The sequence below is a fragment of the Serratia sp. 14-2641 genome, assembly GCF_001692375.1.
GTDB classification, from domain to species: Bacteria; Pseudomonadota; Gammaproteobacteria; order Enterobacterales; family Enterobacteriaceae; genus Chania; species Chania fonticola_C.
The window spans coordinates 380,341-405,781 of sequence record NZ_LXKR01000055.1 but is presented as its reverse complement, the minus strand read 5'-3'; the positions used below and the strand labels follow the sequence as shown (position 1 = coordinate 405,781).

At 55.2% G+C, this 25,441-nt stretch carries 22 protein-coding genes and 2 pseudogenes; 21 read left to right on the top strand and 3 right to left on the bottom strand.

Annotated elements, in window-relative coordinates:
• The first annotated feature begins 108 nt into the window (after positions 1 to 108).
• From A6U95_RS20520 to ogt, 4 genes are all read left to right on the top strand, one after another.
• Complete coding sequence (locus A6U95_RS20520) at positions 109 to 1,272, top strand: SIS domain-containing protein (RefSeq protein ID WP_065685782.1); 1,164 nt, start codon at positions 109 to 111, stop codon at positions 1,270 to 1,272.
• A 9-nt stretch (positions 1,273 to 1,281) separates the two neighbouring features.
• Positions 1,282 to 2,136: a tagatose bisphosphate family class II aldolase gene (locus tag A6U95_RS20515; RefSeq protein ID WP_065685781.1), complete on the top strand. Its 855-nt coding sequence runs from the start codon at positions 1,282 to 1,284 to the stop codon at positions 2,134 to 2,136.
• Between the two features lie 342 nt (positions 2,137 to 2,478).
• Positions 2,479 to 2,790: a hypothetical protein gene (locus A6U95_RS20510; protein WP_024530139.1), complete on the top strand. Its 312-nt coding sequence runs from the start codon at positions 2,479 to 2,481 to the stop codon at positions 2,788 to 2,790.
• A gap of 211 nt (positions 2,791 to 3,001) precedes the next feature.
• The gene (gene ogt, locus A6U95_RS20505; RefSeq protein WP_065685780.1) at positions 3,002 to 3,526 is read left to right on the top strand and encodes a methylated-DNA--[protein]-cysteine S-methyltransferase; all 525 of its coding nucleotides are present in this window, start codon (positions 3,002 to 3,004) and stop codon (positions 3,524 to 3,526) included.
• Here ogt and A6U95_RS20500 read toward each other — a convergent pair.
• Complete coding sequence (locus A6U95_RS20500) at positions 3,523 to 4,470, bottom strand: sugar-binding transcriptional regulator (protein ID WP_024530141.1); 948 nt, start codon at positions 4,468 to 4,470, stop codon at positions 3,523 to 3,525. The two genes, ogt and A6U95_RS20500, sit on opposite strands and share 4 nt — an antisense overlap.
• Before the next feature lie 188 nt (positions 4,471 to 4,658).
• Between A6U95_RS20500 and dalD the strand changes: the two genes are divergently transcribed.
• From dalD to uspE, 5 genes are all read left to right on the top strand, one after another.
• Positions 4,659 to 6,044 carry a D-arabinitol 4-dehydrogenase gene (dalD, locus tag A6U95_RS20495; RefSeq protein ID WP_065685779.1) on the top strand — a complete coding sequence of 462 codons (1,386 nt, stop codon included), beginning with the start codon at positions 4,659 to 4,661 and terminating at the stop codon, positions 6,042 to 6,044.
• 12 nt (positions 6,045 to 6,056) lie between these two features.
• Positions 6,057 to 7,520, top strand: a complete 1,464-nt coding sequence (gene xylB / locus A6U95_RS20490) for a xylulokinase (RefSeq protein WP_065685778.1) — start codon at positions 6,057 to 6,059, stop codon at positions 7,518 to 7,520.
• 57 nt (positions 7,521 to 7,577) lie between these two features.
• On the top strand, positions 7,578 to 8,867 hold the full coding sequence (locus A6U95_RS20485; RefSeq protein WP_065685777.1) for an MFS transporter: 1,290 nt from the start codon (positions 7,578 to 7,580) through the stop codon (positions 8,865 to 8,867).
• A gap of 409 nt (positions 8,868 to 9,276) precedes the next feature.
• The gene (locus A6U95_RS20480; protein ID WP_021177882.1) at positions 9,277 to 10,041 is read left to right on the top strand and encodes an FNR family transcription factor; all 765 of its coding nucleotides are present in this window, start codon (positions 9,277 to 9,279) and stop codon (positions 10,039 to 10,041) included.
• A 125-nt stretch (positions 10,042 to 10,166) separates the two neighbouring features.
• On the top strand, positions 10,167 to 11,129 hold the full coding sequence (gene uspE / locus A6U95_RS20475; RefSeq protein WP_024486035.1) for a universal stress protein UspE: 963 nt from the start codon (positions 10,167 to 10,169) through the stop codon (positions 11,127 to 11,129).
• A gap of 65 nt (positions 11,130 to 11,194) precedes the next feature.
• On the opposite strand, the gene fabV is transcribed toward uspE, so the two are convergent.
• Entirely contained in the window at positions 11,195 to 12,388 is a 1,194-nt protein-coding gene (gene fabV, locus A6U95_RS20470) for an enoyl-ACP reductase FabV (RefSeq protein ID WP_021177880.1), read from the bottom strand.
• Between the two features lie 155 nt (positions 12,389 to 12,543).
• A complete protein-coding gene (locus tag A6U95_RS20465; RefSeq protein ID WP_024530145.1) occupies positions 12,544 to 13,362 on the bottom strand; it encodes an IclR family transcriptional regulator in 819 nt (272 codons plus the stop codon).
• A gap of 373 nt (positions 13,363 to 13,735) precedes the next feature.
• Between A6U95_RS20465 and A6U95_RS20460 the strand changes: the two are divergent.
• The 12 genes and pseudogenes from A6U95_RS20460 (at position 13,736) to araD (ending at position 25,355) form a co-directional block, all read left to right on the top strand.
• Positions 13,736 to 15,276: pseudogene (locus tag A6U95_RS20460) on the top strand (sugar ABC transporter ATP-binding protein).
• Positions 15,266 to 15,394: pseudogene (locus A6U95_RS31265) on the top strand (ABC transporter permease); the annotation flags it as partial. The pseudogenes A6U95_RS20460 and A6U95_RS31265, both read left to right, overlap by 11 nt.
• A 116-nt stretch (positions 15,395 to 15,510) precedes the next feature.
• Positions 15,511 to 16,611: a substrate-binding domain-containing protein gene (locus A6U95_RS20450; protein WP_065685775.1), complete on the top strand. Its 1,101-nt coding sequence runs from the start codon at positions 15,511 to 15,513 to the stop codon at positions 16,609 to 16,611.
• Positions 16,612 to 16,624: 13 nt separating this feature from the next.
• Complete coding sequence (locus A6U95_RS20445) at positions 16,625 to 17,473, top strand: SMP-30/gluconolactonase/LRE family protein (RefSeq protein ID WP_065685774.1); 849 nt, start codon at positions 16,625 to 16,627, stop codon at positions 17,471 to 17,473.
• Positions 17,474 to 17,729: 256 nt separating this feature from the next.
• Complete coding sequence (yiaK, locus tag A6U95_RS20440) at positions 17,730 to 18,728, top strand: 3-dehydro-L-gulonate 2-dehydrogenase (protein ID WP_065685773.1); 999 nt, start codon at positions 17,730 to 17,732, stop codon at positions 18,726 to 18,728.
• Positions 18,729 to 18,738: 10 nt separating this feature from the next.
• Positions 18,739 to 19,218 (top strand): YhcH/YjgK/YiaL family protein, encoded by a 480-nt coding sequence (locus A6U95_RS20435; protein WP_065685772.1) that lies wholly within the window; start codon positions 18,739 to 18,741, stop codon positions 19,216 to 19,218.
• Positions 19,219 to 19,279: 61 nt separating this feature from the next.
• Positions 19,280 to 20,260: a DUF4862 family protein gene (locus A6U95_RS20430; RefSeq protein WP_065685771.1), complete on the top strand. Its 981-nt coding sequence runs from the start codon at positions 19,280 to 19,282 to the stop codon at positions 20,258 to 20,260.
• A 96-nt stretch (positions 20,261 to 20,356) separates the two neighbouring features.
• Positions 20,357 to 21,655: an MFS transporter gene (locus A6U95_RS20425; RefSeq protein ID WP_024530152.1), complete on the top strand. Its 1,299-nt coding sequence runs from the start codon at positions 20,357 to 20,359 to the stop codon at positions 21,653 to 21,655.
• The gene (locus A6U95_RS20420; protein WP_065685770.1) at positions 21,652 to 23,145 is read left to right on the top strand and encodes an FGGY-family carbohydrate kinase; all 1,494 of its coding nucleotides are present in this window, start codon (positions 21,652 to 21,654) and stop codon (positions 23,143 to 23,145) included. Before A6U95_RS20425 ends, A6U95_RS20420 begins: the two co-directional genes overlap by 4 nt.
• Complete coding sequence (gene ulaD, locus A6U95_RS20415; protein ID WP_065685769.1) at positions 23,142 to 23,798, top strand: 3-keto-L-gulonate-6-phosphate decarboxylase UlaD; 657 nt, start codon at positions 23,142 to 23,144, stop codon at positions 23,796 to 23,798. Before A6U95_RS20420 ends, ulaD begins: the two co-directional genes overlap by 4 nt.
• A gap of 1 nt (position 23,799) precedes the next feature.
• Positions 23,800 to 24,660 carry an L-ribulose-5-phosphate 3-epimerase gene (locus tag A6U95_RS20410; RefSeq protein ID WP_065685768.1) on the top strand — a complete coding sequence of 287 codons (861 nt, stop codon included), beginning with the start codon at positions 23,800 to 23,802 and terminating at the stop codon, positions 24,658 to 24,660.
• A complete protein-coding gene (araD, locus tag A6U95_RS20405) occupies positions 24,654 to 25,355 on the top strand; it encodes an L-ribulose-5-phosphate 4-epimerase (protein ID WP_065685767.1) in 702 nt (233 codons plus the stop codon). Before A6U95_RS20410 ends, araD begins: the two co-directional genes overlap by 7 nt.
• Positions 25,356 to 25,441 lie beyond the last annotated feature (86 nt).

Genomic DNA, 25,441 nt, shown 5'->3' with positions numbered 1-25,441 from the left:
CTCCCTGTGGGAGAGGGTTAGGGTGAGGGGCAGCAACAGCACCGGACCATCCGCATCCACAGGTATTTATAGCGTATTAACCGTTTTATTTTTTAAGGAGTTACCATCATGACAGGTTATTTTTCTTACGATGCGGACTGGCTGGAGCAACATCATGCGCTGCATACCGCCCGTGAGATTTGGCAGCAACCGGATCTTTGGGCTGCCTTGCACCAGCAGTTGGTCGCCCAACAGGAGCAATGCTCCGCTTTCCTGACGCCGCTGCTGCAAAACCCGCGCCTGCAGATTGTGCTGTGCGGTGCTGGCAGTTCAGCCTTTGCTGGTCGGGCCTTGGCCCCATGGCTGAGAGAAAAAACCGGCCGAGATGTTGCGGCCTATGGCACCACCGATATCGTCGCCAATCCGCAGCAGTTTCTCGATCCATCACGCCCGACGCTGCTGGTCTCTTTCGCCCGTTCCGGCAACAGCCCGGAAAGCGTCGCCTCGGTGGCGCTGGCAGATCAACTGCTCCCCCAGTGCTATCACCTGATGCTGGTGTGCAACCCGGACAGCCAGTTGGCCAACTACGCGCACGGCCGTAAGAACGTCTGTGCCCTGGTGATGCCACAGGGCTCAAACGACCAGAGCTTTGCCATGACTTCCAGCTTCAGCTGCATGATGCTCAGCACCGCGCTGCTGTTAGGCCCCTATTCCCTGGACGCCGCCAAGCAACCACTGGCGCAAATGATCGAGCGCTGTAGAGAACTGCGTGAAACGCTGCAATCCCAAGTAAAAAACCTGGCCAGCAGCGGCTTTAACCGTTACATCGTGCTCGGCAGTAGCTGTTTCACCGGCCTGGCGGAGGAAGCCTCGCTGAAAATGCTGGAACTGACCGCCGGGCAGATCGTCACCCGCTACGACTCGCCACTGGGCCTGCGTCACGGCCCTAAATTTATGGTCGATCCACAGACGTTGGTGCTGCTGATGCTCTCCAGCAACCGCTATACCGAGCGTTATGAGCAGGATCTTTGGGACGAACTCCAGCGCGACGGTTTGGCCAAACAAATGGTTGGCCTTGGTAACTCGCCAACAGAGAAAACGGGCCAGTTCGATTTGCATCATGCCGACGACGATATCTGGCTGTTATTCCCCTATCTGCTGTTCGCCCAAATGCTGGCGTTTGAAACCTCGCTGGCGCGCGGCCTGACTCCGGATAACCCTTGTCCAACCGGAGAAGTCAACCGCGTGGTAAAAGGCGTGACCATTTATCCCTACTCTGCTACCGAGCTGTAAGGAGCCGTTATGTATCTGATATCCAACCGTGAAATGCTGTTGAAAGCACAAAGGCAGGGCTATGCCGTACCGGCGTTCAACGTCCACAATCTTGAAACGGTGCAGGTAGTGGCAGAAACCGCCGCCGAACTGCAATCCCCGGTGATCATGGCCGGGACACCAGGCACCTTCAGCTATGCGGGTACCGACTATCTGGTGGGAATTTGCCGTTCGGCAGCCCAGCGCCATGACCTGCCGCTGGCACTGCATCTGGACCATCACGAAGAACTCGAGGATATCGCCACCAAGGTCAGAGCCGGGATCCGTTCGGTAATGATCGATGGCTCGCACCTGCCTTTTGAGCAGAACATCGCGTTGGTTGCGCAAGCCGTCGCGTTATGCCATCGCTATGGGGCCAGCGTAGAGGCGGAGCTGGGCCGCCTGGGTGGCCAGGAAGACGATCTGATTGTCGATGCCGCAGACGGCTTTTATACCGACCCCAAAGCCGCCCGCGAGTTTGTCGCGGCGACCGGGATCGACTCCCTCGCCGTCGCCATCGGCTCGGCTCATGGGCTGTACCACGGGGAGCCCAAGCTGGATTTTGACCGTCTGGCGCTGATCCGCCAACAGCTGGAGATCCCGTTGGTGCTGCACGGTGCCTCCGGTATCCCGGAAGCGATGGTCAAGCGAGCCATCTCGCTGGGGGTGTGTAAGGTGAACGTGGCGACCGAACTCAAAATCGCCTTTGCCGATGCGGTGAAGAGCTATTTCTCGCAGCATCCGGAGGCCAACGATCCGCGTAAATACATCGTCCCGGGTAAATTGGCGATGAAAGAAGTGGTAGCAGAAAAGATCCGTATCTGTGGCAGCGCAGGGATGTTGTAACTCTAAAGAGTAGGATCAAGGGCCGCAGAATAACCATGAATATGCGGCCTTAACATTAATATCGCTATTTAAAGTCACACCCGTTATTATAAGCAGTATCAAAAGTAATAATTCTCACATTAGCCCCTAAATTCCCCCCACTATGATCTAAATCATGGTTTTACTGCCTGCCCATCCCTACTATTAAATTCAATTAACGAACGATTGCTGTTATTATTATTTACTCAATACATTATAGTAACGTTGGAAATTAAATCACCAGGCAATGTAAGTTTATTTTTTAGACAATAATCGACTTTTTTGTTAATGGATGGTTTTACTTTATGCTAATAGGAATAGCTTATGAAATCTATTATTACTGCTTTGGCCATACTGGCAGCCTTACCACTTTCGGCCCATTCAAAACAAGATGTTAGCCACAACGCCATCTCAGGGAGCATCCAGTTTTCCGGCAAAATCAGCGCACCAACCTGCGAGATTTCGCGCAACAATGGTCAGTATATATCCAGTTGCTATCGTGAAACCGCCTTCAACACCAATGAATTTATCCAAATGCCATTGGATAATATGGGTTCGGAATTAATGGGAAAACCTATTCGTGAATCGGTGTTTAATGACCCTTCTCTACAACGAATTACGTTAATTTACAATTAATCCTAATCGACGTAATTATGTCATACAATTAGCTAGCGAAAATGACCTTGTTATTTTATAAACATTTCGGCGTTTCACCTTTCGGGGTATACCTACTTGGGTGTACCCCGTTTTTTCCTATAGCCTCGCCCCATCAGCATGTCCGAAATCCGCCATCACATCCGGCTCTTTCATGTAATAATCGCCTTATCAAACGCAAGGAGTGAACAACATGCTGACCTTTTTTATTGATCGTATGCCGACGCCGGTCGGTGAACTGGTGTTGATCGGAGATGAGCAAGGACGGATGCGCGCGCTGGACTGGACCGATCACGAGGCTCGCCTGATGAAGCTGCTCAACAGCCACTATCGAGCCACCCCCTTCGTGATACAGGAGCGAGCCAACCCGGGCGGCCTGACGGAAGTGATGCAGCGTTATTTTGCTGGCGAGTTGGCAGCCATCGACACTGTGCCAGTGATGACTGCGGGCACCGAGTTCCAGCGCACGGTTTGGCAGCAACTGCGGCAAATTCCCTGTGGGGAGATCATCACCTACGGTGAATTGGCCAAACGCATTGGCAGGCCAACCGCATCACGCGCAGTTGGCATGGCAAACGGCACTAACCCAATCAGTATCGTGGTGCCCTGCCACCGAGTGATCGGTTCACAGGGAGCGCTGACCGGTTACGCCGGAGGGGTGCAGCGCAAGCAATGGCTGCTGAAACATGAAGGTTTCCTGCCCCAGGATCTGATTTAATCGGCCAGCAGCGCCAACGCGCTCTCCTCATCCGTCACCAGGCCGTTGATCCAGCGGCCCAGCAAGGCGGCACGAATGGCCTGATGTTTTTCCGCCCCTCCGGCCAGTGCAATCACCGGCTTTTCCGGCCGCTGGCGCAGATTGACGCTGGTCAGCCGCCGATCGAGTTCACTGGCCACCCGCTGGCCCTGCGGATCGATAAAATGGCCGAGCATTTCTGCCACCGCGTTAGATTCGCACAGGCGATCGACATCTTCTGCGGTGATAAACCCATCCTTGTGCAGCGGGCAGTGATATTCGATGGTGCCAATACCGATAAAGGTCACATCGGCCTGGCTGGCCTTATCGTTCACCGTGCGGTAAATGCGGTGGTTACACCACAGGGCGCGATCCTGTTCGCTATCGGCAAACAGCGGTGCGGGCAGGATAAAATAGCGGCCCTGGGTTTTCTCCGCCATCCATAGCGGTACGTCATAACGGGTACAGGAGCCATCAGCCGCGATCGCCCCAATCAGTGAGACGCAACTATGCTGTGGCCGCTCCAATTCTGGCAGCTCATCAATCGCCGCCTTCAGGCTACGGCCTGAACCAACCCCAATGTTCAATGGCTGTTCACTGCGCAAAAACTGCGCCATCACTTCAGCCCCGGCCACCGCCACCGCGCGGTTTATCCCGGCACTCTCCATTCCCTGGCTAGGCACCACCTGGCACAGCGTTAAGCCATAGCGTGCGCTAAGACGGGCCGATAATTCCATGCAGCGCCCTACCGGGTGGGAAATGTTGACGCTGATCAGTCCGCTGTCGATCGCCAATGCGACCAGCCGCTGTGCAACCTGGCGCGATACGCCTAACGCTTCGGCAATTTCATTCTGAGTCTGTCCGGCCACGTAATACATCCAGGCGGCCCGTGCCGCCTGATCCAGCTTCTTATCGTGTTTGACCATGTTGTTTCACCCGCTACCCCTGATGACCTCATTTTACTGGCATTCCTGCTGCCCGCAGAGGTCGATTTGCACATTTGTGAGCTAAAGCCCATTTAAAGGGCAAAAGTTTATTTACTCTATCGTCATTAATGGAGCAAATGCCCAACAAAAGGGCGGATGCCCTAAAATAACCTTTAGTGGAGAACCTTATGAGCAAACCAGTGAACTCTTCTCAGGCCATTTGGCTGCATATCGGCGCCGGATCTTTCCATCGAGCTCATCAGGCGTGGTATCTACACCGGCTGATTGCAGCGGGCGATAGCCGCTGGTCAATTGCGCTTGCCAACATTCGCGATGACGCAACACCGTTACTGGATACGCTGGCTGAGCAACAAGGCCAATACGTGCTGGAGACCGTCACTCCACAGGGCGTACGCCAGTATGAAACCATTACCTCCATCAGTAAGGTCATTCCCTGGGATAACGAACTGGCCGCGTTGACCGAACAGGGGGCCAAACCAGAAACCCGCGTCATTTCCTTCACCGTCACCGAAGGTGGCTATTATCTGGATAACCAGTTCAACCTGGATCGCGCTAACGCTGATATTCAGGCCGATCTGCTGGGCGCCTGCCGCACCATTTACGGCACCATGGCACAGTTGCTGGCACGTAGAAAGCAGCTCAATGGTGACCCTGTCACGTTATTGAACTGCGATAACCTGCGCCATAACGGTGAACGCTTCCGTCACGGCCTGATGCAGTTCCTACAGCTGCGTAAAGAGCCAGAGCTGATCGCCTGGATCGATAGCCACACCCGCTGCCCCAACACCATGGTTGACCGCATCACGCCACGGCCAGCGCCGGAAGTTGCCGAGCGCGTTGCCGAAGCCACCGGCTTCCAGGACCGTGCGCCAGTAATGGGGGAAGCCTTTATCCAATGGGTGATCGAAGATGATTTCATCAATGGGCGGCCAGCGTTGGAAAACGTCGGCGTCGAAATGGTTGAATCAGTGCTGCCCTATGAAGAAGCCAAGATCCGCATCCTCAACGCCAGCCATAGCTGCATTGCCTGGGCCGGTACGCTGATTGGCCAAAGCTTTATTCATGAAAGCACCGGCACCCCGGGCATCCACCAGTTGGCTTATGACTATGTGACCCAGGACGTGATCCCTTCCCTGACGCCTAGCCCGCTCGACTTGGCCGCCTACCGTGACGTGGTTCTGGAACGCTTTAGCAACCCCTATATTCGCGATACCAACCAGCGCGTCGCCGCCGACGGTTTTTCCAAAATCCCCGGTTTCATTACCCCAACGCTGCAAGAGTGTTATCAGCGCGGTCAGGAGCCGAAAGCCACGGCCATGCTGCCTGCTCTGTTCTTTGTCTTTATGCAGCGCTGGCACCAAGGCCAACTGCCTTATGAATATCAGGACGGCATTCTGGACGCCGCCGCAGTCCACCAGATGTTCGAAGCGGCCGATCCGGTGGCGGTATTTGCCTCAGATGAGAAATTGTTCAGCACCTTGGCTCACAGCAATGCCTTTAGCCAACTGCTGCGCCAATCCATCGTTCGGGTTAACCACTGGCTGGCGCAATAAAGGGAGCGAACCATGTATCTAGGACTCGATTTAGGCACCTCAGAAATCAAAGCCGTGGTGATTGATGACCACGGCACTCTGATCGCCAGCGCCGGTGAACCGCTGGAAGTACAACGCCCGCATCCTCACTGGGCAGAGCAGGATCCGGCCGATTGGTGGCGAGCAACGCAGGCAGTGGTGAGCCGTTTACGCGCCAAAATTCCACAACAATGGCCGCAGATCCGCTCGCTTGGGCTTTCCGGCCAGATGCACGGTGCGGTTCTGCTCAACCGTGATAATCAGGTTTTGCGCCCGGCGATTTTATGGAATGACACTCGCAGCGCCGAACAATGCAAACAGTTGACGCAGAACGCACCAGAGTTGCATGACGTTGCCGGTAACCTGGCGATGCCGGGTTTCACCGCACCCAAGCTGTTATGGGTTGCCAAGCATGAACCAGATATCTTCGCGCAAATCGCCACCGTGCTGCTGCCCAAGGACTTCCTGCGCTGGATGATGAGTGGCGACAAGGTTTCGGATATGTCGGACGCGGCGGGTACGCTGTGGCTCGACGTCGGCAAGCGGGACTGGTCAGATTCCTTGCTTGCCGCCTGTGGCCTCAACCGCGATCAGATGCCTCGTCTGGTAGAAGGCAGCGAAGTCTCCGGCCAGTTGAAAGGTGATATTGCACGCTCCTGGGGCCTTGCTGACAATATTATCATCGCCGGTGGCGGTGGAGATAACGCAGCCAGCGCGGTGGGCATTGGCGCGGTTAACCCAGGTGACGCCTTTATCTCGTTGGGGACGTCCGGCGTACTGTTTGCCGTTAACGATCGCTTCCGCCCCAATCCACAATCCGCCGTCCATGCGTTTTGCCATGCCCTGCCTGAGCGTTGGCATCAGATGAGCGTGATGCTTACCGCCGCCAGTGCCCTGCGCTGGTTCTGCCAACTGGTGGGTAGTAATGAACCCACGCTGTTGGCCGAAATCGCCCAGATGAACCTGGCGGAACAGCGCCTGGCACCGGTCTTTCTGCCCTACCTGTCCGGTGAACGGACGCCGCACAACGATCCGCTGGCGACCGGTGCGTTCCACGGCCTGACCCACAGCCATCAGCGTGCATCAATGGGCTATGCGGTACTGGAAGGCGTGGCATTCGGCATGGCGGACGGCCTTGAGGTGCTTTCGCAAGCGGGAACCCGACTGGAGCAATGCTCACTGATTGGCGGCGGCGCTCGTAGCGAACATTGGGCACAACTGATGGCCGACGTACTCGATTTGCCGGTGGTCACCCATCTTGGCGGCGAAGCCGGTGGCGCTTTGGGCGCGGCGCGGTTGGGATGGTTGGCAGCGGGTGGAACGGTGGATCAGGTTTGCCACAAACCCGCCATCGATCGGCGCTTCCTGCCGGACGGCGAACGCCAACCTTTACTCGCGGAACGTCTGGCCACCTACCGTCAGCTCTATCAACAACAATTGGCCCTGCGCCGGGCATGATCCTGGCGCGGTAAAAAATAATAAGACTGTACCCTTACACCTATCCTGGAGTTTGTTATGCCACAAACACATAAACACTGGTTCGGCCTGCCAATGAACCTGTTCTGGGGCTACATCGCCATCGCCATTTTCATGAGCGGCGACGGCTTTGAGATGGCTTTTCTGTCTAAACACATCACCGATATGGGGTTCACTCCGGCACAGTCGGCGCTGGTGTTTACCGTGTATGGCCTGGCAGCGGCGCTGGCGGCCTGGAGCTCCGGCGTGGTGGCCGAAATCATCACACCACAAAAGGCAATGCGCATCGGCTTTATCCTGTGGCTGGTGATGCACGTGCTGTTTATGCTGTTTGGCCTGGGGATGCGTAACTACCCGCTGATGTTGCTGTTTTACGGCATTCGTGGCCTGGCCTATCCGCTGTTTATCTATTCGTTTGTGATGTTGGTGGTGCAGAACGTCCCTAAACAGCAGCTCTCTTCCGCGATGGGCTGGTTTTGGGCGATGTATTCGATCGGCATCGGCTGTGTCGGCAGCTATCTGCCCAGCTTTACCATTCCGTTGATGGGCGAAACCGGCACACTGTGGTTTGCGATTGTCTGGGTGGCGGCCGGTGGCTTGATGGCGATGTTCCTGCTGCGCAACGTGGGTGAGGCCAGCCCCAAGGCCGATCTGTCACCGCAGGAGAAACTCAAAGAGCTTTCCCGCGCGGTAACGATCCTGTTCACGAACCGCAATATTTTCCTCTCCTGCCTGATCCGTATCATTAACACGCTGTCGCTGTTTGGCTTTGCGGTGATTATGCCGATGCTGTATGTAGGCCGGCTGGGCTTTAGCATGTCTGAATGGCTACAAATTTGGGCGGTGTTCTTCTTTGTCACCATCTTCACCAACATTATGTGGGGCATTCTGGGGGAGAAAATCGGTTGGCTGCGCCAGGTGCGCTGGTTTGGCTGCATTGGTTGCGCCATCTCCAGCCTGGCGTTTTACTATCTGCCGGTGCATTTTGGCCATAACTTCTGGATCGCGCTGGTGCCAGCAGTGATGCTTGGGATCACCGTTGCGGCCTTCGTCCCCATGACCGCAGTATTCCCGGTGCTGGAACCCAACCACAAAGGCGCAGCCATCTCGATCTATAATCTTTCCGCTGGCCTGAGCAACTTCGCGGCCCCAGCCATCGCCTCTATAGTGCTGCCCTTCTTTGATATCGAAGGCGTAGTGTGGGTGTATACCGGTTTGTATCTGGTGGCGGCGGTGTTGACGCTGATCGTCAAAGTCGACCAGCCAGGACATAACAACGTCCCGCGCTATGCCCCGGCTAATGATGCTTTAGCTAAAAATAGCGCCTGATTTTAAAGCTGGGCGCAGCATGCTGCGCCCGTTCGCTCCTGCACAGTTCCGTCACAACTGGCGGGATCATTCACCGCACAGCTTTGTGTAGAAATATTTACTCGTTAACCTACGTTACCATCACGGATGAAAGCTATCCGCCCATTAATGCCCCCACAATCGATAAGACTAATCGCAGAAAGCCGATGATAATGCGAGATTTATTCGTTTTTCATATGGTTTTAGTCAATATCAACCAGGCTTTTCCGAAGTCAATAAATCACTAAACATCAGTATGCTACGGAATGATGAGCAAGAGGCCTGTTTAAAAAAGACACAAAATGTCGCCATTGTTGTTCTTGCTGTACTTATCACCTGCCGCAAAAGATGTTAAAATTGACTCATATCAATTATTGCGTGAGCTTAATCTATGATCCCGGAAAAACGCGTGATTCGTCGTATCCAGTCTGGTGGTTGTGCGATCCATTGCCAAGACTGCAGCATCAGCCAATTGTGTATTCCTTTTACGCTGAATACGCATGAGCTGGACCAACTCGACAACATCATCGAGAGAAAAAAGCCGATCCAGAAAGGCCAAACGCTGTTTAAAGCCGGTGACGAACTGAAATCACTGTACGCCATCCGCTCCGGGACCATCAAAAGCTACACCATCACCGAACAGGGTGACGAACAAATTACCGGCTTCCACCTGGCGGGCGATCTGGTGGGCTTTGACGCCATCGGTGGCCTGAAGCACCCAAGCTTCGCTCAGGCACTGGAAACCTCTATGGTCTGTGAAATCCCGTTTGAAACGCTGGACGATCTCTCGGGCAAAATGCCTAATCTGCGCCAGCAAATCATGCGTTTGATGAGCGGTGAGATCAAAGGCGACCAGGATATGATCCTGCTGCTGTCGAAGAAGAACGCTGAAGAGCGCCTGGCCGCTTTCGTGTATAACCTGTCGCACCGCTTTGCCGAACGTGGCTTCTCACCGCGTGAGTTCCGTTTGACCATGACCCGTGGCGATATCGGCAACTATCTGGGCCTGACGGTGGAAACCATCAGCCGCCTGTTGGGGCGTTTCCAGAAAAGCGAAATCCTCAGCGTGAAAGGCAAATACATCACCATCGAAAACGCAGACGCCCTGTCACAACTGGCGGGTGCCGCACGCATCAACGTCTCCGTAAGTGCCTGACCCCTACTGGGCCAATAATTCGCTGAAATTGTTGGCCTAGCCCCCCTCTGCCGCTGTTCTGTTTTTCAATGTTGGGTTACTCTGTATGTAAACAGACTGTTGATCTACAGCTGTAAGGAGGCCCTATGGCGAAGTATCAGAATCTACTGGTGGCTATTGACCCCAATCAGGACGATCAACCGGCACTGCGCCGGGCAGTTTACCTGATCAAGCGGAACGGTGGGCGGATTAAGGCCTTCCTTCCTATCTATGATTTCTCTTACGAAATGACCACCCTGCTTTCCCCTGACGAAAGAACGGCAATGCGGCAAGGGGTGATCAGCCAACGGGCGGCGTGGATTAAAGAGCAATGCCGCTTCTATCTTGAAGACGGTGTCCCCATTGAAATCAAAGTGGTGTGGCACAATCGCCCCTATGAGGCGATCATTCAGGAAGTGCTGAGCGGCAAGCACGATTTATTGTTGAAGATGGCCCATCAGCACGACAGGCTGGAATCGGTGATCTTCACCCCGACAGACTGGCATCTGCTGCGCAAATGCCCTTGCCCGGTGTGGATGGTGAAAGACCAACCCTGGCCTGAAGGGGGAAAAGCGCTGGTGGCGGTTAATCTATCCAGCGAAGAGCCTTATCACGACCCACTCAATATCCGGCTGGTGAAAGAAACGCTCGAACTGGCGCAAAACGTCGATCAAACCGAAGTGCACCTGGTGGGTGCCTACCCGGTTACCCCCATCAATATCGCCATCGAACTGCCCGATTTTGACCCCAGCATCTATAACGATGCGATCCGCGGGCAGCATCTGATCGCCATGAAGGCGTTAAGGCAGAAATTCCACATCAACGAAGAATTCACCCACGTGGAGAAAGGCCTGCCGGAGGAAGTGATCCCGGATTTGGCCGAGCATTTGCAAGCGGGCGTGGTGGTGTTAGGTAGTTTGGGCCGCACCGGTATTTCTGCTGCATTTATCGGCAATACTGCGGAACAGGTGATCGACCATCTGAAATGTGACCTGCTGGTGCTCAAGCCGGATGACTTCGACTGCCCGATCGTAATGGATGAAGACGACGAGCACGACGATGAGGATTGATTTCGGTACGTTTTAAAAACAAACAGGGCCCAATCGGGCCCTGTTTTACATTCTAAGGGTACAAATTAAAGCTCTACCACATCGAAACGCACGTCTGGATTAACGTCCGCGTCATAGTCCACTTCTTCCAGACCAAAACCGAACAGGCGCAGGAACTCCTGCTTGTAGCCGGTGTAGTCGGTCAGTTCGCTCAGGTTTTCCGAAGTGATTGACGGCCACAGATCGCGGCAGGCCTGCTGCACATCATCACGCAGTTCCCAGTCATCCATACGAATACGGGCATGATCGTCCAGCGGCATCTCTTCGCCGTACAGACGGGTGTGCATCAAACGGGAAACCTGTTCCATACAGCCTTCGTGAATGCCCTTCTCTTTCATGATCTTGAAGGCCATGGAGATGTACAGCGGCATCACTGGGATCGCAGATGAAGCCTGGGTGACCACGGATTTCAGCACGGCAACATGTGCAGTGCCGCCCTTGGCAGCCAGGTCGCCACGGATAGCGGTTGCTGCGCGATCCAAATCTTCTTTGGCGCGGCCCAAAGTACCGTGCCAGTAGATTGGCCAGGTCAGGTCGGTACCGATATAAGAGTAGGCAACAGACTTGGCACCTTCGGCCAGCACGCCTGCTTCTTCCAGCGCCGACATCCACAGTTCCCAATCCTGGCCGCCCATCACGGTGATGGTGTTCTGGATTTCTTCTTCACTCGCCGGTTCAACAGTGGCGGTGATGATTTGGTCTTTGTTGGTGTCGATAGCGGTGGTGGTGTAAACCTCACCGATTGGCTTCAGCGCGGAACGCACTACTTCGCCAGTATCTGGCATTTTACGCACCGGCGAAGCCAGCGAGTAAACTACCAAATCGATCTGGCCCAGGTCGGCTTTGATCAGCTCAATTACCTTGGCGCGGCATTCGTTGGAGAAAGCATCACCATTGACGCTTTTCGCGTACAGGCCAGCTTCTTTAGCGGCTTTGTCAAAAGCGGCCGAGTTGTACCAGCCAGCGGTGGCGGTTTTGCTTTCGCTGCCCGCTTTCTCGAAGAATACGCCGATGGTGGCGGCGTCGCTGCCAAAGGCGGTGGCAATACGGGAAGCCAGACCATAACCGGTAGATGCACCGATCACCAGCACACGTTTAGGGCCATTGGCAATCTTGCCCTGCGCCTTGGTGTAGGCAATCTGACGACGAACATTGGCTTCACAACCGACCGGATGAGTGGTGGTGCAGATAAAGCCGCGAACCTTAGGTTTGATAATCATATGGGTCTAGGATCCGTTAAAGGGATGAAATCGGGACATAAGATAACTCATTGTGTCCCTTTTTTGTGATCTGATGTGTTGGATTGCACAAATGTTGCGCAAATCTTGTTAAATTAAGCACAAATTCCGTCAGGGATCTGCCTTGTTGAGCAAAATCACCCCTGCGTCACAAACCCCAATTCCTGAGAGATGCGCCGCGTGGTCTCCAGCAACGGTTTCATCAACGACTGCACACCAACCTGTTGCAGCTTGGCGGTAGGCAGCGAAACCGAAACGGAATAAGGCACCCGTTGCTGAATATCGAACACCGGTGCAGCAATACAGGACACGCCCAGCTCGTTTTCTTCGCGATCCATCGCCACGCCCTGCTTGCGGATATCCGCCAACTCCTCATACATCTTCGGCAATTCGGTAATGGTATTACGCGTCAGCACCTGGATCTCCTGCTGGTGGGTTTGCCAATAGTGATCTGGATAGTCGCTCTTGCCATAGGCCATGAAAATTTTACCCATCGCCGAACAATACAGCGGCATATGCTGGCCGATATAGGCGCGGGTACGCATCATGCCGGTGGTCGGCTCCAGCTTGTAGATCAGGATCACGTGATCGTCTTCCCGGCTGGAGAAGTTGACCGTTTCACCCACTTCCAGGTTCAACTGCTCCAAATGCGGCGCAGCCACGTGGATGATGTTCAGTGAAGAAAGTGCCTTTTGACCAATAGAAATGAATTTGGTGGTCAGGCGGTAACTGCCTGGGGAAGGCGCCTGCGTAACATAGCCACTGGTATGCAGCCCTTGTAACAGGCGGTGCACGGTGCTTTTGTTCATCTCTGCCAGCTCGGACAGGTGCGCCAGCGGGCAGCCATTAGGGAAATTGCTTAGTATTTCAATTAGCTGCAAACCACGAAACAGGCTTTGGCTGCCCAGGGGTTTGTCTTTTTTGTCATCTTTTTCGTCAACAGCTTTCAGGCTCATAGCGAAGTCTCTCCATTGTTGAGCCGCCAGCCGTTGCCACGGCGTAAGAAGCGGACCTACTGGAAGAGAATGTTACTCCATGGGCCGCATCAGGTGAAGTTGGAACGCCGTATCATTTTCAGTAACGAGGTTAAAACCCGCAACATTCCGGTAACCTTATAAGTGAGTTGTGCGTCACAAATTGACAAAATTAAAAATAATCCATTGTTTATTAAAGAGAATTAAAACCGTCCCGGCTTTGCTTTAGCTCGACGTTAGGCATATCATTTTTGAAATCAGATTTCGCATGTTGAAATTTAAGGTTGATTTAAACAGCAGTAGTTCACTTATTGGCATCGCGCTGATGGCGCGAACCGACACAGGGGCGCATCAAATGACTCAAGGCAATGCGGATCAACCCATTCTTACGCTCAGCCATATCGTCAAGCGTTTTGGCGGCAACATCGCGGTTAACGACGTCAGCCTGCAGGTGATGCCCGGCGAAGTGCTGGCGCTGCTAGGAGAAAACGGCGCGGGTAAATCCACGTTGATCAAAGTCCTGGCCGGAGTGTATCCGCGCGATGGCGGCGACATCCACTTTCAAGGTAACAGCATTGCCTCGGCCGCGGCGATCAAAAGTGATAGCCGCCAGCCGATTGCCTTTATCCATCAGGATCTGGGCCTGATTGAATGGATGACGGTAGCGGAGAACATGGCGCTGGTGATGGGGTTTCCCCGCCGTTTCGGGCTGATCGACTGGCGTGCCATCGCCGCCGTGCGCTGGAAGCCTTGCAGGACGTTGGGATTGCCCTGGACCCAGACGCGCGCGTATTTGAACTTTCCCGCACGGAGAAATCGTTGCTGGCCATTGCCAGAGCGGTGGCGGTGAATGCCGAACTGCTGGTGTTGGATGAGCCCACCGCTTCCCTACCCGCCAACGACGTGCGTCATCTGTTTGCGGTGATCAACCGTCTACGCGCCAAAAAGGTCGGCATGATTTACGTCACCCATCGCCTGGATGAAGTGATTGAAATTGCCGATCGGGTTTGCGTCATGCGTGATGGCCGCTACGTTGCCGGGGGCAACACCGCCGATTATTCCCTGCGCGATCTGGTGCAGATGATCGTGGGTGAAGCGATGGCGGAAGATCAGCGTGAACCGCTGCCGCAGCACCAGCCACCAGTGTTACAACTGCATAACGTCAGCGTCGGGGATATCGGCCCGGTCAGCTTCGAATTGCAGCCGGGTGAAATGCTCGCTCTTGCCGGGCTGCGCGGCGCTGGCCAGGAAGAGATTGGCCGCCTGCTGTTTGGCCTGCGCCAGCGAGACAGCGGCGAAATCCAGTTCCGCGATAAACCTTACGCGGCCTGCACCCCACAGCAGGCGATGGCTTGTGGCGTGTCTCTGGTCGCAGGCGATCGCACCGGCGAAAGCCTGGTGATGTCGATGAGCGTACGGGAAAACCTGTTTATCAACCCCTGTGCCAGCGGCCATAAGCTGTTCTCACGCTATAGCCGCCGCGCCGAAATCGGGGCCAGTTGGTGGAAGGTGCAACTGTTCGACGTGCGGCCCAAGGACGTCAATATCGATATCAGCGCCCTGTCGGGTGGCAATCAACAAAAAGTGGTGATGGCCCGCTGGATGCATCTTGCGGCACCGCTGCTGATCCTAGAAGACCCCACAGCCGGGGTTGACGTGGGCGCCCGCGCCGAAATCTATCATCTGTTAAATAAATCCCTGGCAGCCGGAGTAGCGGTATTGGTGATCTCCAACGATTTTGAAGAGATCGCGCATATCTGTAACCGCGCCCTGGTGTTTAACCGAGGGAAAGTGGTGGGCGAGTTGAAGAACCAGCAGGTCTCGTTCGCCAATTTATTGGAGCTGGCCTCTGCCAGCGCCGGGGAAGCCGTTGTGGAGGAATACCATGTCGAATAAAACGTCCGTCAAATCAACGGCGCTGGAACAGCGTGTCAGCCTGGGGCAGGACGGCCTTGGCCCATGGCTGATGCAAATCATCACCCGCTACGGCCTGCTGCTGCTGTGTATCGCGCTGGCGGGCTATGCCCAACGCCGTCGGTTACTCAATCAGAAAGCAGTACAACGCAGTCAGGCGGCATCTGCCGACAACAACAACCAAAAAGCGATCAATCCTTAATCAGGAGCACAGCCATGAAACATTGTTGGATTTTGCCCGGGATCACCACTCTGCTGTTGGCCACCTCATCGGCCTGGGCAGATGCCTATCTCGATCAGGCTACGGCGGCGGTAGCCAAAGCCACGGCCAGCAGTACCCAATGGGATGGCCCTACCAGCGGGCCGCAGCTGCAGGCGAACAAGAAAATCATCTTTATTGCCTCCGACATGAAGAACGGCGGCGTGCAGGGAGTGCAGCAAGGGCTGAGCGAAGCGGCCAAGGTGGCAGGCTGGCAGTTGGAAACGCTGGACGGTGGCGGCTCGGTTAAAGACCAACTGTCGTCGCTGAATCAGGCCATTGCCCAAAAGCCAGACGGGATCGTGATCGGCGGCTGGAACCCTAACGTGGCTAAAATCCCGCTGAAAAAGGCGGTGGCTCAGGGGATCGTTCTGACAGCCTGGCATGCTGTGCCAGAGCCTGGCCCCATCGCCAAATACGATGTGTTCTATAACGTCACTTCCGATTCCAACGAGGTAGCGCGCATCGCCGCACAATATGCGGTAGTGAAGTCCGACGGGCAGGCCAACGTGCTGATCTTTACCGATTCGCTGTACCAAATCGCTCTGGACAAAGCCAACGTGATGAAAGAGGAAGTAGCTAAATGCAGCGGTTGTAAGCTGGTCGAGTTTATCGATACCCCGCTGGCAGACACCGCCAGCCGCATGCCAGCCATGACCTTCAGCCTGTTGCAGAAATACGGTGACAAGTTCCAGTACGCGCTGGCGATCAACGATCTGTATTTCGATTTTATGGCCCCAGCGCTGAAAACAGCCGGTAAAGGCGGCAGCAATGCGCCGTTCAATATCTCGGCCGGTGACGGCTCCATTTCTGCCTATCAACGTATTCGTTCCGGTGACAGCCAGTCTGCCACCGTGCCCGAGCCGCTGAAGCTGCACGGCTGGCAACTGCTGGATGAGTTTAACCGTGCCTTCGCCAAGCAGGCGCCTTCCGGTTACGTGACTCCGGCCCATCTGGTCACCCGCGAGAACATCGCCAATGACGGTGGCCCGAATAATATGTATGACCCACAAAATGACTATCAGGGACATTACAAAACAATTTGGGGCGTGAAGTGATCGGGAGGTTGGGATGATCGAACAACAACTGGAACGTTTGTGTTCCCCCGCCGTCTGGGCTGAAGGCCCGGTATGGCTGCCGCAACAGGATGCAGTGGTATTCAGCGATGTAAAAGGCAACCGCATGTTCCGTTGGGGACGCAATGGCGAGCTCAGCGTATGGCGTGCTGCATCCAACTATGCCAACGGTAATGCCCGCGATGCCGAGGGGCGTGTGATCAGCTGTGAACATGGGCGGCGGGGTATCAGCCGCACCGAACACGACGGCAGTGTCCAACTGCTGGTCGACCGGGTGGACGGCAAGCGTTTCAACTCACCGAATGACATCGTGGTGCGTTCCGACGGTACATTATGGTTTACCGATCCGCCGTACGGCATCATCGGCGATGAAGAGGGCTACAAGTCTGAAAGCCAGGTGATCGGCTGTTATCTGTATTGCTACGATCCCCGGGATGGCTCGCTGAACATTGCCGCCAGCGATCTGCAACGGCCCAACGGCCTGGCTTTCTCACCGGATGAAAGCCTGCTGTATGTGGCGGATATGTCGATTATTGACTTCCCTACCCTTGGGCGTCGAGAGCTGCGGGTGTATCAGGTTGAAGGGCGGGAGTTGAAGGCTGGCAGGCATTTTGCTCAGGTCGCGCCGGGGATCCCAGATGGCTTCTGCCTGGATAGCGCCGGTAATCTGTTTTGCAGCTGTGCCGACGGCGTGATTATCTTTAATCCGCGTGGGGAGCAAATTGGCAAAATTCCGGTGCCGGAGTGCGTTTCCAACTGCACCTTCGGCGGGCCAGAAGGCAATGAGCTCTACATTACCGCCACCACATCGTTGTACCGCATTGTCCTGAATACCCACGGGTAATCATGGGCTGATCATCACGCAGGGGGAGTTTGCCTCTCCCTGCTTCGTCACGTCTGTAGCACGCCAACTCCCTCAAACTGTGTTGCCGATCACATAATCGCCAGGTTAATTTAACCATCTGTTTTTACGAGATAATTTCCTACACTCCGGCTTTGACTTCGTCCCGACAGGGGTATAGCATTTATTTGAAATGCAATTTCGCATATTGAAATTAAAAGAACACAAAACATTCGATTCGCCATAGGGGAACAGCAGTATGAGAGTGAGCTATACCGAGTTAAAACAGCAATTCAAACGCGTGTTGCTGGCACGGGGAGTGGCGGAACCGACGGCGAATGAGTGTGCCACTCTGTTTGCCGATACCACCGAAAGCGGCGTCTATTCCCACGGGGTCAACCGCTTCCCACGCTTTATTCAGCAGTTGGACGCAGGTGATATCGTGCCTGACGCCGAACCGAGCAAGCTGCTTTCGTTAGGCGCAATCGAACAGTGGGATGCTCATCAGGGCATTGGCAACCTGACCGCCCGCAAGATGATGGATCGCGCCATGCAGTTAGCGGATCAACACGGGATTGGCCTGGTAGCATTGCGTAATGCCAACCACTGGATGCGGGGCGGAGGTTACGGCTGGCAAGCGGCAGAGCAAGGCTATATCGGCATTTGCTGGACCAACTCGATCGCCGTCATGCCACCTTGGGGAGCTAAAGAGTGCCGTATCGGCACTAACCCGCTGATCGTCGCCGTGCCGAGTAACCCGATCACCATGGTAGACATGTCGATGTCGATGTTCTCCTACGGTGCGCTGGAAATGAATCGCCTGGCGGGCAAAAAACTGGCGGTAGACGGCGGTTTCGATAACGACGGTAACCTGACGCGCGATCCGGCTATCATCGAAGAAAATCGGCGTATCTTGCCGATGGGCTATTGGAAGGGGTCTGCGCTGTCGATAGTGCTGGATATGATCGCTACCCTGCTCTCTGGCGGTTCATCGGTCGCTGAAGTTACCGAAGATAACCGCGATGAATACGGCATTTCGCAGGTGTTTATCGCCATTGAGATCGACCGCCTGATCGACGGCAAAACCCGTGATGAAAAGCTGCAGCGCATTATGGATTACGTGACCAGCGCCGAGCGTGATAACCCAGAGGTCGCCATTCGCTTGCCGGGCCACCGCTTCCCGCGCGTCCGCGCCGAAAATCAACGCGATGGCATCCCGGTAGACGATCGCGTCTGGGCCCGCATTCAGGCACTTTAAGGAGCAGTTTATGATCTTCGGCCATATTGCCCATACGGCAGCAGAACACTATCCCCCGGCGATTGCCAAAGCCGTGGCCTATTTGCAGAACACCGATTTTACCAGCCTGTCTGCCGGGCGTTATGAGGATCCGGCAACCGGTTATGTGGTGCAGGTACTGGATCTACACACACAACATAAAGATGAGTTGCGCCCTGAAGTGCACCGTAAAAATATCGACGTGCAGTTCCTGGTAAGCGGCACTGAATTAATAGGCGTTGCAGCGGACAGAGGAAATAACGTTATTCATCAGGAGTTATTAGCACAGCGCGACATTATTTTCTATCAGGATGTGGAAGACGAATCCTGGTTAACCATGCAGCCCGGTAATTTTGCGGTATTTTACCCGCAGGATGTCCATCGCCCTGCCTGTATTAATCAATCGCCCTGCGATATCAGAAAGGTGGTGGTGAAAATACCGATAATATTACTTTCCAGCACGATGAAATAAACACTGTCTCATAACGTGAATTTAGCCGTTTCATTGATTGCAATAATATCAGGTGAAAAATATGGAAAACACAACGCCGGGCTTTATTATTGGTGCTTATCCTTGTGCCCCTTCATTTCATCAACTCGAACGTGAGAAGGAAGTTCAATTCTGGGATCGGCTGGCTGAACTGCCGCTGATCCGTGGGCTGGAGCAACCTTGTCTGGATGACCTGCATCCTTATGGTGACGATTTCTTGCTTAAGCAGATCCCCAACCACTGGCAACTGGTGCTTACCGCGGTGATGGGGACTATGCAACGACGCAGTAGCGGGCGGGATTTTGGCCTCGCCGCCCGTAATGAAGAGGAGCGCCAGGCTGCGGTGGATTATATCCGCTTAATACATGACAAAGTTAAGCGCACCAACGATCGCGCCGGTCGCCAACAGGTGGTAGCCCTGGAGCTGCAATCCGCTCCCAACCGGCAGGAAAAAGACAGTGCGGCGGCGCGACAGGCCTTCATTGCCTCGTTGGAAGACATTGCCGGTTGGCACTGGGAATGCGATTTGGTGATTGAGCACTGCGATGCGCTGACCGGGCCCATACCACGCAAGGGTTTCCTGACGCTGGAAGATGAGATCATCGCGGCACAGGCGATTAACCGCCACTTTGACGATACGCTGACCCTGGCCATCAACTGGGGCCGATCTGCTATTGAGGGGCATAATGATCATCTGCCTTTGCAGCAGGTGAAGCAGTGTCAACAGGCAGGGTTATTAAGCGCCCTGATGTTCTCCGGCACCGCCAGCCACGGTGCTTATGGCGAATGGGAGGATACACATGCGCCCTTCGCCCCATTCGATGGCAGTCATTATGTTTGTCATGAATCATTAATGACGCTGGACAGTGCGCGGCAATTATTTAATCAGGCTCCGCTGGCAGAATTAAACTATGCCGGTATCAAATTACTGTCCACCTCGGCACAAGAGAGCGTCGAGCAACGGATCACTATTATCAAGGATGGTATCAACGCCCTGGCATTAAGCAGCGGCCTAATATCATGACGTCCAAAAGATAGAACATCAAATAATACCTATAAAACGGTAAACAATAATACGGATTTATTCCGAGCCCCCTATCTATGCGAAGGTATCAATAACATGAATACTGCTTCTGTTGCTGTTAGCCAAAGTCAGGCCATACCCAAATTACGCTGGCTGAGAATTGTGCCGCCAATTCTGATTACCTGCATTATTTCTTATATGGACCGCGTTAATATCGCCTTCGCCATGCCTGGCGGCATGGACGCCGAATTGGGGATCACCGCCTCAATGGCTGGTTTGGCGGGCGGCATCTTCTTTATCGGTTATCTGTTCCTGCAAGTGCCCGGCGGTAAGCTGGCGGTTAACGGTAACGGCAAGAAGTTTATTGGCTGGTCGCTGCTGGCCTGGGCGGTGATCTCGGTGCTGACCGGTTTGGTGACCAATCAATACCAACTGCTGTTCCTGCGCTTTGCCCTGGGCGTTTCCGAAGGCGGTATGCTGCCGGTGGTGCTGACCATGATCAGCAACTGGTTCCCGGACAAGGAGCGGGGCCGTGCCAACGCCATCGTGATCATGTTCGTGCCGATCGCCGGTATCCTCACCGCCCCGCTATCCGGCTGGATCATCACCGCCTGGGACTGGCGCATGCTGTTCCTGGTGGAAGGTGGCCTATCACTGGTGGTGATGGCGTTGTGGTGCTTCACCATTAGCAACCGCCCGCAGGAAGCCAAATGGATTTCGCAGGCCGAAAAAGACTACCTGATTAAAACACTGCATGACGAACAACTGCTGATCAAAGGCAAAACGGTACGCAATGCTTCGCTGCGGCGCGTGCTGGGCGACCGGATCATGTGGCAACTGATCCTGGTTAACTTCTTCTACCAAACCGGGATCTACGGCTACACGCTGTGGCTGCCCACCATTCTGAAAGGCCTGACCAACGGCAATATGGAACAGGTGGGCTGGCTTGCCGTACTGCCCTACATTGGTGCCATTTTCGGCATGCTGATCGTTTCCACGCTGTCCGACCGCACCGGTAAACGCAAAGTGTTCGTTGCTCTGCCGCTGGCCTGCTTTGCTATTTGCATGGCGCTTTCCGTGCTGCTGAAAGATCACATCTGGTGGTCTTATGCCGCGTTAGTCGGCTGCGGCGTGTTTATTCAGGCGGCCGCAGGCGTGTTCTGGACTATTCCCCCCAAATTATTCAACGCCGAAGTGGCCGGTGGCGCACGTGGTGTGATCAATGCCTTGGGCAACCTCGGTGGTTTCTGCGGCCCCTATATGGTCGGCGTGCTGATCACTGTGTTCAACAAGGACGTTGGCGTCTACAGCCTGGCTGCCTCACTGGCGATCGCCGCACTGCTGGCGCTGATGTTGCCAAATAAATGCGACCAGGTCGCCGGGAGCGAGCAATGAAATACTGGCTAGGGCTCGATTGCGGCGGCACCTTTATCAAGGCCGGTTTGTATAACGCCGAGGGTAAAGAACTGGCCATTGCCCGCCGTAATCTGGCAATCGTTGCCCCGCAACCTGGCTGGGCGGAGCGGGATATGCCCACACTATGGCAAACTGCCGCCAGCGTGATCCGTGAGGTGTTGGAACACAACGGTATCGCTGCGTCTGCCGTTCAGGGGCTGGGGATTTCGGCCCAGGGCAAAGGCGTGTTCCTGTTGGATATACAGGGGAAACCACTGGGTAACGCCATTCTGTCTTCCGATCAGCGGGCACTGGCCCAGGTGATGGCCTGGCAACAAGCGGGCATACCGCAAGCCCTGTATGAGCAAACTCGCCAGACGTTATGGACCGGCCATCCGGTTTCACTGCTGCGCTGGATCAAGCAGCATCAACCCGATCGCTATGCCCAGATCGGCAGCGTGCTGATGGCGCATGACTACCTGCGCTACTGCCTGACGGGCGAACTGGCCTGTGAAGAAACCAATATCTCCGAATCCAACCTGTATCAGATGGAGCGCGGCCGTTATGAGCCGGCGTTGGCAGAGCTGCTTGGCATCGGCGAGATCGTGCCGGCCCTACCGTCGATTGTCGGTTCTGCCGAGATCGCCGGGCGCGTTAGTGCTGAAGCAGCGGCGCTGACTGGCTTGCAAGTCGGCACCCCGGTGGTGGGCGGTTTGTTTGACGTGGTATCCACCGCACTCTGTGCCGGATTGCAGGATGAAACCCGACTCAACGCGGTAATGGGCACCTGGTCTGTCACCAGCGGGATCACCGCAACGATCGCTTCCGACTCCGGCTATCCATTCGTTTATGGCCGCCATGCCGAGCAAGGCAAATACATCGTCCACGAAGCCAGCCCCACCTCCGCAGCCAATCTGGAGTGGTTTTGCCAGCAATGGGGCCTGCACGATTACGCGCAGCTCAACCGCTGGGTGGCTGACCTACCCAAGGCTGGCAGCCAGTTGCTGTTTGCCCCCTTCCTTTATGGTTCCAACGCCGGGCTGGGATTAAGCGCCAGCTTCTACGGTATGCAGGCCTTCCATCAGCGCGAACATCTGGTACAGGCGATTTTCGAGGGCGTGGTGTTCTGCCATATGACACACCTGAACCGTATGCGGCAACGTTTCCCCCAGACCAAGGCACTTCGCGTCACCGGCGGGCCGGCTAAATCGGCACCCTGGATGCAAATGTTTGCCGACGTCAGCGGCTTACCGGTCGAACTCCCGCAGGTGGAGGAAACCGGCTGTTTAGGTGCAGCAATGGCTGCCATGGTGGGCACAGGCGCTTTCAGCGACTTTGCCGCCGCGCAGTGGGCATTGGCTCCACGCATCGAAACCGTTCTGCCCGATCCCGCTGCTCAGGATGCTTATCACCGTAAATACCAACGTTATCAGGCGCTGGTTACCACGCTACAAACGCTGCAACACGGCGACTTTCAGGAGGCTTTATGACCATCAACCCGCGCCTGCAGTTGGCGCTCGATCACACCCGGCTGGATGCCGCTCTGCAAACGGTTGACCGTCTGCATCCGTACGTCGACATCATCGAGGCGGGCACTATTTTATGCATCAGCGCCGGGATCCAGGCAGTGAGCGCCCTGCGTGAACGTTGCCCACAACATACGCTGGTTGCCGATCTGAAGGTGGCCGATGCCGGAGCTACCCTGGCCGAACAGGCTTTTTCGCAGGGAGCCAACTGGATGACCGTGATATGCGCAGCCCCCCTGGCCACCATGGCTAGTGCGCTGGAAGTCGCCGGGCGCTACCGGGGTGAAATCCAGATTGAGCTGTTTGGCCGCTGGACGCTGGAAGATGCCAAAGCCTGGCGCGATCTGGGCATAAAACAGGCGATTTACCACCGGGGCCGCGATGCTCAGGCCAGCGGACAAACCTGGGGCCAACAGGATCTGGATACCATGAAGGCGCTGTCCGATCTGGGGATTGAGCTTTCGGTGACCGGCGGGATCGTCCCGGCCGATTTGCCGCTGTTTAAAAACATTGCCGTGACGGCGTTTATCGCCGGGCGTGCGCTGGCCGAGGCTGCCGATCCGGTGGTGGCCGCACGTCAGTTCCGTACCGCCATTGATGACATTTGGAGATCTTGATATGCGCCAGCATCCGTTGGGAATTTACGAAAAAGCGCTGCCGAAACACCTGAGTTGGCCGGAGCGGCTGGCATTGGCCAAAGCCTGCGGCTTTGATTTTGTCGAGATGTCGGTCGATGAAAGTGATGAGCGTTTATCACGTCTGAGCTGGAGCAAAGAGCAGCGTCTTTCGCTGGTCAGCGCCATGTTGGAAACCGGCATCAGCATCTCCTCGATGTGCCTTTCCGGCCACCGCCGCTTCCCGTTCGGCAGCCATGACGAGGCCACGAGGCAACAGGCTTATCTGATCATGGAACAGGCGATCCAGTTGGCCAAAGACGTTGGCATCCGCACCATTCAGTTGGCGGGTTATGACGTGTATTACGAGCAGCAGGATGAAGGAACTCTCACCCGCTTTACCGAGGGGATGCAATGGGCGGTGGAACGTGCCGCTGCCGCGCAGGTGATGCTGGCGGTCGAAATTATGGATACCGAATTCATGAGTTCCATCAGCAAGTGGAAAACTTGGGACTCCCTGCTGGCTTCCCCATGGTTCACGGTATATCCGGACGTTGGCAACCTCAGCGCCTGGGGTAACGACGTAGCGCAAGAATTGCAGCTCGGTATTGACCGCATCGCGGCCATTCACCTCAAAGACACCTTCCCGGTCACTGAGACGTCACCCGGCCAGTTCCGCGATGTGCCATTCGGTGAAGGCTGTGTGGATTTTGTCGCCCTGTTCCGCACGTTGAAGCAGCTCAACTATCGTGGCGCATTCCTGATTGAGATGTGGACCGAAAAGGCCGACGAACCGGTTGCCGAGATCGTGCAAGCCCGCCGTTGGATTGAACAGCAAATGCAGCAAGGAGGAATGACATGCTAACTCTGCCACAGCTAAAACAGCAGGTATTGGAGGCCAACCTCGACCTCCCACGCCACAAGTTGGTGACCTTTACCTGGGGTAACGTCAGCGCCGTTGACCGCGAACGCGGGTTGGTGGTAATCAAACCTTCGGGCGTGGAATATGCGCATATGCAGGTGGAGGATATGGTGGTAGTCAATCTGAGCGATGGCCAACGGATCGAGGGGAGTAAGAAACCCTCTTCGGATACTGCTACCCATCTGGCGCTGTACCGCGAGTTTGCCGACATCGGCGGCATTGTGCATACCCATTCACGCCATGCCACCATCTGGGCACAGGCCGGGCTGGATATCCCTGCCTGGGGCACCACGCATGCCGACTATTTCTACGGCGCGATCCCTTGCACGCGTTTGATGACCGCAGATGAAATAGAGCGCGACTATGAACTGGATACCGGCAAGGTGATTATTGAAACCTTCCGCGAGCGCGGCATCAGCCCAAGCGCCATCCCGGCGGTGCTGGTCAACGCCCACGGACCGTTTGCCTGGGGCAAGGATGCGCATGACGCGGTTCATAATGCGGTCGTACTGGAAGAAATTGCTTATATGGGGATTTTTTCACGGCAGTTGACGCCGGGAATTGGCAACATGCAGCAGGTGCTGTTGGATAAGCATTACCTTCGTAAGCACGGCAAAAACGCCTATTACGGGCAATAGTACTTCTCCCACAGGGAGAGGGAGCTGTTAGCCTCTGCGCTTTTGGAAGTAAAGAGGTCATCTCAGCAAACTCGATCGGTCCTCGC